General features: G+C 66.0%; 11 protein-coding genes. All 11 read right to left on the bottom strand.

Going from position 1 to position 12,273, the window contains the following annotated elements; genetic code table 11:
- The coding region (locus tag ACWGKQ_RS18655) for an ATP-binding protein (RefSeq protein WP_453292996.1) at positions 1 to 923 on the bottom strand (923 nt) is incomplete at its 3' end.
- A 94-nt stretch (positions 924 to 1,017) separates the two neighbouring features.
- Positions 1,018 to 3,057, bottom strand: coding sequence for a DNA topoisomerase (ATP-hydrolyzing) subunit B (gene gyrB / locus ACWGKQ_RS18650; protein ID WP_453292995.1), 2,040 nt, complete (start codon positions 3,055 to 3,057; stop codon positions 1,018 to 1,020).
- Between the two features lie 434 nt (positions 3,058 to 3,491).
- Positions 3,492 to 3,704: a GNAT family N-acetyltransferase gene (locus ACWGKQ_RS18645; protein WP_453292994.1), complete on the bottom strand. Its 213-nt coding sequence runs from the start codon at positions 3,702 to 3,704 to the stop codon at positions 3,492 to 3,494.
- A gap of 405 nt (positions 3,705 to 4,109) precedes the next feature.
- Positions 4,110 to 5,009 (bottom strand): glucose-1-phosphate thymidylyltransferase RfbA, encoded by a 900-nt coding sequence (gene rfbA, locus ACWGKQ_RS18640; RefSeq protein WP_453292993.1) that lies wholly within the window; start codon positions 5,007 to 5,009, stop codon positions 4,110 to 4,112.
- A gap of 93 nt (positions 5,010 to 5,102) precedes the next feature.
- Complete coding sequence (locus ACWGKQ_RS18635) at positions 5,103 to 6,365, bottom strand: class I SAM-dependent methyltransferase (protein ID WP_453292992.1); 1,263 nt, start codon at positions 6,363 to 6,365, stop codon at positions 5,103 to 5,105.
- 13 nt (positions 6,366 to 6,378) lie between these two features.
- Positions 6,379 to 7,395, bottom strand: coding sequence for a dTDP-glucose 4,6-dehydratase (gene rfbB / locus ACWGKQ_RS18630; RefSeq protein ID WP_453292991.1), 1,017 nt, complete (start codon positions 7,393 to 7,395; stop codon positions 6,379 to 6,381).
- 33 nt (positions 7,396 to 7,428) lie between these two features.
- The gene (rfbD, locus tag ACWGKQ_RS18625) at positions 7,429 to 8,295 is read right to left on the bottom strand and encodes a dTDP-4-dehydrorhamnose reductase (protein ID WP_453293005.1); all 867 of its coding nucleotides are present in this window, start codon (positions 8,293 to 8,295) and stop codon (positions 7,429 to 7,431) included.
- Between the two features lie 149 nt (positions 8,296 to 8,444).
- Complete coding sequence (gene cloR, locus ACWGKQ_RS18620) at positions 8,445 to 9,278, bottom strand: bifunctional 4-hydroxy-3-prenylphenylpyruvate oxygenase/4-hydroxy-3-prenylbenzoate synthase (protein ID WP_453292990.1); 834 nt, start codon at positions 9,276 to 9,278, stop codon at positions 8,445 to 8,447.
- Positions 9,275 to 10,249 carry an aromatic prenyltransferase gene (locus ACWGKQ_RS18615; protein ID WP_453292989.1) on the bottom strand — a complete coding sequence of 325 codons (975 nt, stop codon included), beginning with the start codon at positions 10,247 to 10,249 and terminating at the stop codon, positions 9,275 to 9,277. Before ACWGKQ_RS18615 ends, cloR begins: the two co-directional genes overlap by 4 nt.
- Before the next feature lie 285 nt (positions 10,250 to 10,534).
- Entirely contained in the window at positions 10,535 to 11,302 is a 768-nt protein-coding gene (locus ACWGKQ_RS18610) for a TylF/MycF family methyltransferase (RefSeq protein ID WP_453292988.1), read from the bottom strand.
- Positions 11,303 to 11,373: 71 nt separating this feature from the next.
- Complete coding sequence (locus ACWGKQ_RS18605) at positions 11,374 to 12,066, bottom strand: class I SAM-dependent methyltransferase (protein ID WP_453292987.1); 693 nt, start codon at positions 12,064 to 12,066, stop codon at positions 11,374 to 11,376.
- Positions 12,067 to 12,273: the final 207 nt, after the last annotated feature.

Here is a 12,273-nt window from a genome sequence, read left to right as displayed (position 1 = left end):
ACATCGACCCCGAGCTCACGGGTCACCTCCGTCGGCGTCATCTGACCATGCTCGTCCAGAACCGGCACGGTCTCCTTGAACGTGCCCTGCCCCGAAAAACGCAGCACGTCACAGACCGGCCGGTCGGCGGCCAGGTACTCGCAAAACTCACTGATCCCGCCGTCGAAACGGAACGACTCCTCACCCTTGCCGCCACCCGATCCCAGACCGTACTCATCACGGACCACGATCGTCAGGCCGGGCACCAGGAACGCCGTCTGACGAGCCCGCTGATGCAGCGTCTCCAACGACAGCTCGGCATCCTTCAGGAAGATCTGCCGATCAGCCCAGTACCGCACCCGCGTACCACTGCGAGTCTTGGGCACCCTCTTGGTCTTGCGCATGCCTTGGGCGGGGGTGAAGGAGGCGTCGGCTCCGGGGCCGGTGTAGGTGCCGGGTGTGCCGCGGCGGAAGCTGATGGCGTGCGTGCGGCCGTACCGGTCGACCTCGATGTCCAGCCGGGCGGAGAGCGCGTTCACCACAGAGGCACCGACGCCGTGCAGACCGCCGGAGGCCGCGTAGGAGCCGCCACCGAACTTTCCGCCGGCGTGGAGTTTGGTGTACGCGATCTCGACGCCGGACAGGCCGGTGCGGGGGTCGGTGTCCACGGGAATGCCACGGCCGTTGTCGGTGACTTCGACGGAGCCGTCGTCGTGGAGGATGACCTCGATGTGGTCGCAGGCGCCGGCCAGGGCCTCGTCGACGGAGTTGTCGATGACCTCCCACAGGCAGTGCATCAGACCGCGGCTGTCGCTGGATCCGATGTACATGCCGGGGCGTTTGCGTACGGCTTCCAGTCCTTCGAGGACCATCAGGTGCCGCGCCGTGTAGTCGGAACCGTCCTGAGGGCGGCTGCCGGCGGCCGGGACGGGGAGTGTGCTCACGCAGTGCTCTCCTTGGCAACAGGGGTGGTGGCGGGGCTTCGGGTTCGGGTCGCGCGTCCGCGAGGAGGCGGGAGCATGATCCGGGGTCGGATGGTCAGATATCCAGGAAGCGGACGTCCTTGGCGTTGCGCTGGATGAAGTGGCGGCGGGCTTCGACGTCCTCACCCATCAGGACGGCGAAGAGGTCGTCGGCGACGGCCGCGTCATCGAGGGTGACCTGGCCCAGGACCCGGTGGTCGGGGTCCATGGTGGTGACCCGCAGTTCCTCGGCGTTCATCTCGCCCAGGCCCTTGAAGCGCTGGATGGAGTCGTCCTTGATCCGGCGGCCGTCCTGCCGGCCCCGTTCCAGGAGGAAGTTGCGTTCGCGGTCGGAGTAGGCGTAGTCGACGTGGTCCCGGCTCCACTTGATCTTGTACAGCGGCGGGCGGGAGAGGTAGACGTGGCCCTCCTCGACCAGTGGGCGCAGGAAACGGAACAGGAAGGTCAGCAGCAGGGTGTTGATGTGCTGGCCGTCGACGTCGGCGTCCGCCATCAGAATGATCTTGTGGTAGCGGAGTCTGGCGATGTCGAAGTCCTCGTGGACGCCCGTGCCCAACGCGGAGATGATCGCCTGGATCTCCTGGTTGTGCAGGATCTTGTCGATCCGGGCCTTCTCGACGTTGAGGATCTTGCCGCGGATCGGGAGGATCGCCTGGTACTGCGGGTTGCGGCCGGACTTCGCCGAACCGCCGGCGGAGTCTCCTTCCACGATGAAGATCTCCGACATCGCCGGGTCGTTCGACTGGCAGTCGGACAGCTTGCCCGGCAGCGCCGCCGTTTCCAGCAGGCCCTTGCGGCGGGTCAGGTCGCGCGCCTTGCGGGCCGCGACCCGGGCCGTCGCCGCCTGGACGGCCTTGCGCACGATGTCCGCGGCCTCGTTCGGGTTGCGGTCGAACCAGTCGGCCAGATGCTCGTGGACGATCTTCTGGACGAAGGTGCGCGCGTCGGTGTTGCCGAGTTTGGTCTTGGTCTGGCCCTCGAACTGCGGTTCGCCGAGCTTGACCGAGATGATCGCGGTCAGGCCCTCGCGGATGTCCTCGCCGGAGAGGTTCGCGTCCTTTTCCCGCAGCAGCTTCTTCTCCCGCGCATAGCGGTTGACCACGGTGGTCAGGGCCGTGCGGAACCCTTCCTCGTGGGTGCCGCCCCCATGTGTGTGGATCGCATTGGCGTAGGAGTACACACTGTCGGTGTACTGGCCGTTCCACTGGAGGGCGATCTCGGCCGACAGCAGCCGCCCCGTGTCCTCGGCGGCGATGGTGATGACCGAGGGATGGACCGGCTCGCCCTTGCGGGCATTGAGGTGGGCGACGAAGTCGGTGATGCCGCCGTCGTAGCGGTAGGCGACCGTCTTCGCCGCCGGGTCCGAGTCGGCTTCGTCGGCCGCGGCCGTCGCACGCGCGGAGGGCCGTTCGTCGGTGAGGGTCAGGGTGAGACCACGATTGAGGAAGGCCATTTCCCGGAAACGCCTGGCCAGCGTCTCGAAGGAGTACTCGGTGGTCTCGAAGATGCCGCCGTCCGCCCAGAACGTCAGCGAGGTGCCCGTGCGGGAGGTGGCCTCGTGGCGGGCCAGCGGGGCGATGGGAGCGCCGCCCCTGTAGTCCTGCGTCCAGCGGTGGCCGTCGGTCCAGATCTCCGCCGACAGCCTGGTCGACAGGGCGTTGACCACCGACAGGCCCACACCGTGCAGACCGCCGGAGACCGCGTACCCGCCGCCCCCGAACTTCCCGCCCGCGTGCAGCACGGTCAGCACCACCTCGACGGCCGGCCGGTTCTCCCCCGGGGGGATCCCCACCGGGATGCCGCGGCCGTTGTCGACCACCCGCACTCCGCCGTCGGCCAGAATCGTCACGTCGATCCGGTCGGCCACCCCGGCCAGTGCCTCGTCCACGGAGTTGTCCACGAGCTCCTGCACGAGATGGTGCAGGCCCTGTTCTCCCGTGGTGCCGATGTACATCCCGGGCCGCTTGCGCACGGCGTCCAGGCCTTCCAGAACCGTGATCGCGTTGGCGTCGTACGACGCCACCCCCACAGGGCCGGGCTGCTGGGATTCGGCGGTGACAGTGGCGGTGGCGGTGCGAGTGTCGTACGTGGTCACGGACGCTCTCTTTCGGGCATGGCGGACCGCGCTCCGGCACCACGGTGCGGGAGCGGCCGGACAGTTGACGGAGACAGGGCACGGCAACCCAAACAGGACCCGGAGGCGCACCGAACTCAAGGCAGGTGACCGCCGGGACACCGTCCAAGATACCGGAGACACCCCTCATCGCAGGGGCGGGAGTGCCTCCATATGCCGCCGTGCGACCCTTGGAGCACGGAAGCCAATCCCCCCTGCACCGGAGGCGCGAAGATGCGGCAGACGGCCACCCAGGGGCTTTCTTGACGCCATGTCACGTGGCGCCTCAGACACTTTTTCCGGCGTAACTTTCCGCGGTCACCGGTCGGCGTTGCGTCAGGCCACGCGCCGGCCGCGCCGGCTTCGCGCTCCGGCGGAAGCGAGTGCTCCTCGCCGCGTGACGGGGCAGCTGCACATCAGACCGAGGCTTTGGCGGCGACGCGGGCCAGCAGCTTGTCGCGCACGGATGGCCATTCGTCCGCGAGGACGCTGTAATAGAGCGAATGACGGCGCGTGCCGTCCTGGCGCACCATGTGACTGCGCAACGTCCCTTCACAGGTCAGCCCCAGCCGGGTCAGGGCCCGCTGGGAGCGCACGTTGAGGTTGTCGGTCCGCAGGGCGATGCTCATCGCTGCACCGTAGCTTCGGACTCTCGGGTCCCACACCGACACTGAGCCGTGCGTCCCAACCGATCCGGGCTGCTGGACCGCGCCGACGGCGACGCGTTCGACATGGATGCCAGGGACTTCGTAGGCCGTCGCCTCCCCGGAGATCTTCCTCCGCCAGGGACCGCGTGAGCCAGACGTGGTGATCTCGCTCGCCAGCCTTCACGGCCGGTCTCGTCCGTCGGTTCGACGGGATGACCTGAGCACCGCCCTGACCGAACAAGGCATCTACGACGAACTCGCCGACGGTGCACGGACATTCGCCGTACTCGTCGCGTACGGCGAGTGCCGGGGCCTGCTGAAGTGGGCCGCGACCGTCGCCACGGTCGTCAGCGACGGCAAACAGGCACTACGTGGTGACGCCGTGCTTCACAACGACTTCAGCTCCTGCAACTCCTGCAGTTCCTTCTCGCCGAGCAGGTCGAGGAGGTACTGGCCGTAACCGCTCTTGAGCAGTGGGCCGCTGAGTTCCCGCAACTGGTCGTTGCCGATGAGGCCGCAGCGCCAGGCGACCTCTTCCACGCAGCCGATCTTGAGGCCCTGGCGTTCTTCCACCACACGCACGTACTCCGATGCCTGGACCAGCGAGGTGAACGTTCCCGTGTCCAGCCAGGCGGTGCCCCGGTCGAGTGCGGTCACCCGCAACTGACCCCACCTCAGATACGTTTCGTTGACGGCGGTGATCTCCAGCTCGCCACGCCGGCTCGGCGCCAGGTCGCGTGCGACCTCCAACACCCGGTTGTCGTAGAAATACAGCCCCGGTACGGCGTACCGGGACTTGGGACTGGCCGGCTTCTCCTCTATGGAGACGGCATTGCCGACCTCGTCCAACTCCACTACCGCGTAGGCCCTGGGGTCGGCGACAAGGTAGGCGAAGATCCGGCCCCCGGTGGGGTCCCTGTACTGACGCAGCCGAGTTCCCAGGCCCGCGCCATGAAAGATGTTGTCCCCGAGAACCAGGGCCACCGACTGGTCGCCGATGAAGTCGGCGCCCAGGACAAACGCCTGCGCGATGCCCTCGGGCTGCTTCTGGACCGCGTACTCAAGACGCAGGCCCAACTGCGAGCCGTCGCCGAGGAGACGGCGGAACTGGCACTGGTCCTCGGGGCGCGTGATCACCAGTATTTCCCGTATGCCGGCCATCATCAGCGTGGTCAGCGGGTAGTAGATCATCGGCTTGTCGAAGACCGGTATCAGCTGCTTGGAAACACCCCGGGTGACCGGCCACAGCCTGGATCCGGTACCGCCCGCAAGAAGGATTCCCCGCATCGCATCCGAGGGAGGGACAACGGCAGTCACCGGCGGCCCTGTCCCTCCGCCTCCTTTCCGACCTTCTCGCCGCCATGAGCGCGGCCTACGACGTCACAGCCCCGATTCCGCCGATATCACGCGCGGTTCGGGTATGGGAACGATGAAGCGGCCGCCGTTCTCCAGAAACAGCTTCTCCTTGCTGATGATCTCCGGCGCATAGTTCCACGCCAGCAGCAGGTAGTAGTCCGGTACATGGTCGCCCGCCTGTTCCGGCGACCAGATCGGAACTCCGGACCCCGGTAGGAGTTTTCCCTGTTTCAGAGCTGTCGTGTCGCTGCAGAACAGGATCTCCTCATGCCCCAGCCCGCACGCGACCAGCAGTGCACTGCCTTTGGTCGGTGCACCGTATCCAGCCACCGTCCTGCCCTCGGCCACCACGCCGCGGACCAGTTCCCGGATCTGCGTGCGCACCCGTTCCGTACGCTCGGCGAACTCCCGGTACGTGCTCTCCTCCGCGACGCCCTGGTTTCGCTCCTCCGCGAGCATCTCGGCGACAGCGGGTCGCACCTCGTAGTCGGCGGTGACCGGGGCGGCGAAGACGACGATCGAGCCGCCGTGCACATCGGCCGTACGTACATCCACGACGCGAAGACCGTGCGACTCGAACAGCCTGCACAGCGCGCCAAGCGAAAAGTACGAAAGGTGTTCGTGGAAGATGGTGTCGAACTGATTGTTCGCCAGCAGTTCCATCAGATAGGGAACTTCCACGAAGAACAGGCCGTCGGGCGCCAGCAGGGCGGAGACTCCGTTGAGGACTTCGTGAATATCGTGGATATGGGCGAAACATTGGCGCCCGAACACCAGCCGCGCCGAACCGTGTCCAGCCGCGATCTCCTGGCCGACTTCGGCAGTGAAACCAGCGGGAATCGTCTCCACACCGCGGTCGTTGGCGATGTCGGCGAGGTTGCGTGCGGGATCGACGCCGACCACCCGCATGCCGGCCTTCTGGAAGAGCTCCAGATGGGCACCGGTGTTACTGCCGAACTCGACGACGAGATCCTCATCGGTCAGGCCGATCCACCGGATGCACAGTTCGACAAGCTGCCGCATGTGCTGGATGATCGAGCCCGCGTCCGAGGCGACGTAGCGATAGTGCCCGAAAAGGACATCCGGTTCGATGACATGTCGCAGTGTCATCAGCCAGCATTCCCGGCACACGACGACATCCAGCGGGAACAGGGGCTCGGTCCCTGGGTCGTCTTCCTTGCCGAGCAGGTTTCCGGCCAGAGGTGTCGATCCGAACGAGACCACGTCAAGCCAGTCGTTGTGCCCGCACACCCGGCACTCCTTGATGGCCCGCACGATGTCCTGCATCTCTTCTTCCCCCTCAAGAACTGTCCTGTACGGCATCCCGTTCGCGCTGTACGCCCCCGTTCCTTTTGAGCGGTTCCCACCAACCACGGTGCGCGCGGTACCACTCCACCGTCTCCGCCAGCCCGTCCGTGAACGCGACACGGGGCGAGAAACCGAGTTCCGTACGGATTTTGGTGGTTTCCAGCGAATAGCGGAGATCATGCCCGAGCCTGTCCGGAACATGCCGCACCATGTCCCAGCCGACACCGCAGACCGCGAGGATGTGCTCGGTCAGTTCGAGATTGGTCAACTCGGTGCCACCGCCGATGTGGTACACCTCGCCGGGCCGGCCGCCCAGGAGCACCAACTGGATGGCGCGGCAGTGGTCCGACACGTGCAGCCACTGCCGGCGGTTGTGGCCGTCGCCGTACACGGGAACCTGCTGCCCGTCCAGGAGGTTGGTCGTGAACAGCGGGATCAGCTTCTCCGGATACTGGTACGGACCATAGTTGTTGGTGCATCGGGTGACCACGACGTCGAGCTGCCGGGTCCGGTGCCAGGCCAGCGCCAGCAGGTCTCCCGCCGCCTTGGCCGCCGCGTACGGCGCGTTCGGGGCCACCGGGGACACCTCGGTCCAGGCACCCTCGGAAATCGATCCGTACACCTCGTCGGTCGAGACGTGGACGAACCGTCCCAGTCCGTGGCGGGAAGCCGCTTCCAGCAGCACCTGCGTGCCCAGTGCGTTCGTACGGACAAACGAAGCGGCACTGTCGATCGAGCGGTCCACATGCGTCTCGGCAGCGAAATGCACGATCGCGTCGTGTCCGGCCACCACATCGTCGACCAGGCCCCGGTCACAGATGTCGCCTTGCACGAACCGGTAATTCTGCAGGTCCGCAATCGGTGCCAGGTTGAGCTCGTTGCCGGAGTACGTCAGTTTGTCCAGAACGGTGATATGGGTTCCCGATGAGCCCGGCAGAGCGCCACGCAGGGTGGCCCGGACGAACTCCGAGCCGATGAAGCCGGCACCGCCCGTCACCAGAAGTCGCATTCGCGGCACCTCCTTTCTCCTACTCGAGGAAAACTACGGTTCGTCGTCGACCAGAAGGGAGAACGACTGCTCCAGGGCGGCAGTCCAGTGCCGAATCGGCGTCAGCCCGACCTCGGTCCAGGCGGCGTGCCCCAACACCGTGTACCGGGGGCGCAGTTCGCCGCCGACCACTTGGTCGCTGCGCACCGGGCGGATTCGTCCGGGATCCGCGCCGAGCAGCCGGAAGACCATCCGGGCGACGTCGTACCATGTGGTCTCGCCCGAGCTGGTTCCGTGGAACACTCCGGATGCGCCGCGCCGGACGAGTGCCACGATCTGTTGTGCCAGATCCACGGTCCACGTCGGCTGGCCCCACTGGTCGTCCACCACGTCCACCGTCTTGCGCGTCTGCTCCAGCCGGACCATCTTGCGAATGAAGTTCGTGCCATGTCGCCCGTACAGCCAGGCGGTTCGCACGACCGTCCCGCCCTCCGGCAGCACTTCGAGCACAGCCTGTTCGCCGGCCCGCTTCGTCCGGCCGTACGCATTGATCGGGCTGGTGGCCGCACTTTCGGCGTAGGGCCGGCGGCTCGCGCCGTCGAAGACATAGTCGCTGGAAAGGTGGACCAACCGTATCGAACGATCGCCGCATATCGAAGCCAGCTCTCTCACGCCCCTTCCGTTTACAAGAAGGGCCTCCGCTTCGCTGGTCTCCGCTTCATGAAATCGCGTCCATGCCGCGCAATTGATGATCGTCGTCGGCTGATACCTGGAGACAACGGATCGGATCGACAAGCGGTCGGTGATGTCGAGTTCCTGCCGGGTGGCAGCAATCACTGGTTCGTTCAACCCTCGCAAAACCCCCACCAAATCCCTGCCGAGCATTCCTTCCGCACCAGTAACTAACCACCGATTCACCATATGAGCTTCCAGTCCCACGTTGGTAGTTGTCAAGGCGAATGAGACAGTGGGTGGTTATTGAGTAGTTATGGCTGAGGTTTACGGGGGACGTTGATCGGCATGGCGGAGAAGTACTGGAGCGTGGGCTCTCCGGCACGCCCTCGGCTGTCCTAGCTCGTCAGGGCGGGGGTCTGGGACGGGAGTGCGGGCGCCATGGCCACGAGGTCGGGGTTGCGGGCCAAGGTGGCCTCGTGCAGCGGCTGGTAGCTGTTCCAGCCCAGCAAGTGCGAGCCGAGCTGCCGGCCTGTCAGGCGCGCCACCTCATCGGGGATCAGCTCCGGGGTCCCGGCCGCGTCTGCCAGCAGCTGGACATGGCAGCAGGTGTCCAGGAGCGTGAACCACCAGGCGGCGGCGTCGAGCGTCTCTCCGACGGTGACCAGACCGTGGTTCTTCATCAGGATCGCCTTGTGCCCGCGTAGCTGTTTGGCGATCCTGCGCCCGTCGTCCTTGGCGAGGACCAGACCCGTGTAGTCGTCGAACACCTCGTGGTCCTCGAAGAACGGGCACGCGTCCTGGGTCAGCGGGGGCAGCTTGCGGGCGAAGGCGGAGAAGGCACGGCCGTAGACGGTGTGCAGGTGGATGACGGCCTGGACGTCGGGACGCGCCCGATGGATCTCGGCGTGGATGTTGAACGCGGCGATGTTCACGCGGCGTTGCCCCTCGACGGTCTCGGTGCTTTCGCCGTCGACACGGATCAGGTCCGCCGGTGTGATGGTGGAGAAGGGGTGGGCCAGCGGATTGGCCCAGTAGGTGTCGGCGTGTTCCGGGTCGGCGACGGTGATCAGGCCGGCGAGGCCGTCCTGGTCGAAACCGAGGCGGGCGAAGTGCCGCAGCGCGACGGCGTGCCGGAACTTGAGGTAGGCGCGGTGTTCGTCGTGGGTGTCGAACACCGGCGGGTGACGGAAGTAGTCGTCTCCGGGCATGTTCGCCAGAGCCTTGCTCATCGGGCGCCTCCTGTGGTCGATCCCGTGTGCTGGTGAAGTGCGCGAAGGTCGTGGTCGCGGCCTTCCTCACCGTGGAAGAGGCAGTTCCAGCCGGACAGGATCTCGGCCATGTTGCCGGTGTAGCTGCGTTCGGCCTTGATGTAGTCGCCGCTGCGGCCGAACGACCAGCCGATGACGTTGCACTCCTCCGGGTCATGACTGGGCGCCACCTCGAGGAACGTGGCGATGCGAGCGGGGATGCGAGGCAGCGCGTTCTTGGGCACTTTCAGGGCGTAGAAGCAGACCCGCTCGATGACGCCGCTCTCCAGGTCGAGGGTGATGGCGACGCAGTAGTCCTCGGGCAGGTACGCCAGGACCTCGTCCACGACATCCGCGGCCGGTGGTGTGCTGCCGGCCAGGGCATGGATGCGGGCGAACTGAGCGGCGTCCAGGGGGCCTTTGCCGCGGAAGTAGACGTTCGCGCTGTGGTGGCGCCAGTCCACCGCGGCGAACCGGATGTGCGCCAGACCCAGCGTGAGGAAGTCCTTCAACCGACCCTGCACCGGCTGCGGCAGGGCGGGAACGCTGAGAATGTCCTCGGCCGGCCTCAGGCCGCCGAAGTACAGCCATGTCTTGGCCAGGCCCCGCCCGGCGTCGAAGTCGCCCGACTGCACCGGCGCGCCGCCGTAGAGGCTGCTCCAGGCGTCCACGACAGGCACGGTCGGATGTGCGCCGTCCAGCAGCCCCGCGTCGATGGCCCGCCTGACGGTGTCCATCTTGAGGCGGGAGAAGAAGCGGTACGACAGCTGGTCGCCAGGCCGACTGGTGGTCTTCCATAACGTGGCGCCCTGGGCGAAGTTGTCACGGAAGGTCTCGAGGACGGTGTCGGTCAGGCGGTGCGCAATTGGCGCGCCGATCGCCACGGCGGTATCGCGTACATCGGCACGGAAACGGTCGCGGTCGAATTCCTGATCTATTGGGAGAGCGGGCATGACTTCCTCCGTCAGTCCTGGCCACCTCTGGGCATGGCGGCACATCGCACAGGCCAGGGCATTACTTGAGATTTACGGCGCAAGACACCATGAGTAGCGATGGGTGGCGCTCTCACGCGAGCGCACACAGGCCGTCGGTCTCTATCCTTATCAAATCACCGCGCAGCCCCAAAAGGGGCCCCGGCCTCGACCACCGCAGAGTGGGCGGCTCTGCCGCAGCAGTCCGCTGCGGCAGTGACGCTCGACATCGATTTCAGCAGCCCACAATGATCAGCTCACTGTGGACTACTTGGTGCGCTGCCAGTAGACACCGTCGCGGTCGATCTCGATCAGTTCGTCGGCGATGTCGAACTTCGCGCGGTATTCGTCCACCGCGTCTTTGCACGGCGGGCACATCATGTAGTCGTCCACGATGACATAGCCGCCGACGGACACCTTCGGGTAGAGATTGGTCAGGGTGTCCCAGGTGGATTCATACAGGTCCCCGTCCATCCGCAGCACGGCGAGCGCGTCGATCGGTGCGGTGGGCAGGGTGTCCTTGAACCAGCCCGGGAGGAACCGGACCTGCTCGTCGAGCAGGTCGTAGTTGCGGAAGTTGCGCCGGACCTCGTCCTCGGACACCGCGAGCACGGAATTGTGCCGATGCAGTGCCATCCGCTGGTCGCCGGGATAGCCGTCCGCACCGACGTCAGGAATGCCCTGGAAGGAGTCGGCGACCCACACGGTGCGGTCGCGCACGTCGTGGGCGCGCAGAATTCCCCGCATGAGGATGCACGCTCCGCCACGCCAGACCCCGGTTTCCGCCAGGTCACCGGGGATGTTGTTGGCAATAACGTCCTCGACACATTGCTGAATGTTGTCGAGACGTTTGATTCCGATCATCGTGTGCGCGTTCGCCGGCCAGTCGCGTCCCTCATTGCGAACCTCTTCCCGGTACGTCGAATCGCGGTGGGAGAAGTTCTTGTGGTGTGCGGGATCCTCGTACACCGTCCCGGCCAGCACCTTCTTCATGAGGTTCAGGTACAGCGACGAGTCGCTGCTCGTGGATTCCATGGGTTCTCCCCCAGCCGCGTCTACGTGCCTCAGCTCAGAAAACGTGCTCAGCAGCAGGACCGGCCCGCCGCTCAGGCGGCGGCCCGACGGGCGAAGCACTTGACCGTGGGAACGCCGTAGCCCCCGTCGTCGACCCAGATCCGCTGCTCGGACACCGGCGTCTCACCGGCCGCCTGGGCCAGGGCCTCGCGGTACTCCTCGAGCCGGGGCGCGTGGTGGTGAGCCAACGCCCAGACGGCCTGCATCTCCGAGTCCCAGGGCCTCTGGTTCAGGAACTGGAGCCACGTCCGGAACCCGGGCTCGTCGAAGTCGCTGATCTGCAGGAAGGAGCAGTTGAGGATGGCCCCTCCCGGCTTGACCAGGCGCAACATGGTGGCGAACCCCGCCGAGAGCCGGGTGATCCGGTGGAACGCATGCCGCGACACCACCAGATCCGCCTTCCCCACCAGATCCTCCATGCCGGCCAGGAGCTGCGCATCCCCGTGCCGGAACTCGACCGCCTTGCCCTGCTCGCCGACGTACTCCCGGGCGATACGGACCATGTCCTCCGAGAGGTCGACACCGACCAGGTTCAGCGACGGGAACCGGGAGCTGAGGATGATCTCCAACTCCCCCGAGCCGCAACACAGATCGACCACGGTCTGGCCGTCTGCGATGCCGGCACCGACCAGCAGGTCCACGAACTCGTCGTACTTGTGAAACGCCTGGGAGCCCATCCGGTGATAGGCCTCGGCCGCGGATCCGGTAATCGGTTCAGTCTTCATCTCGATGCCCCTCGTGTGCGTCGGTGAGCCGATCCCGGAAAAGACCGGCGTAGGTCGCTCTGCGAGAATTGGGGTCAACGGTGGCTGGAATTGGACTCTCGCCGATGCGGTAGTCCCGACTTCCTCAGACCGCTGACGATGAATCTTTAAAGGAGCCTACATGCCGCTTCGGCGATCTGCGACCACTTGCGATCCCTCTACCAACGG

It is taken from the genome of Streptomyces sp. NPDC054770 (assembly GCF_053611985.1).
This window is presented reverse-complemented; position numbering and strand designations above follow the sequence as displayed.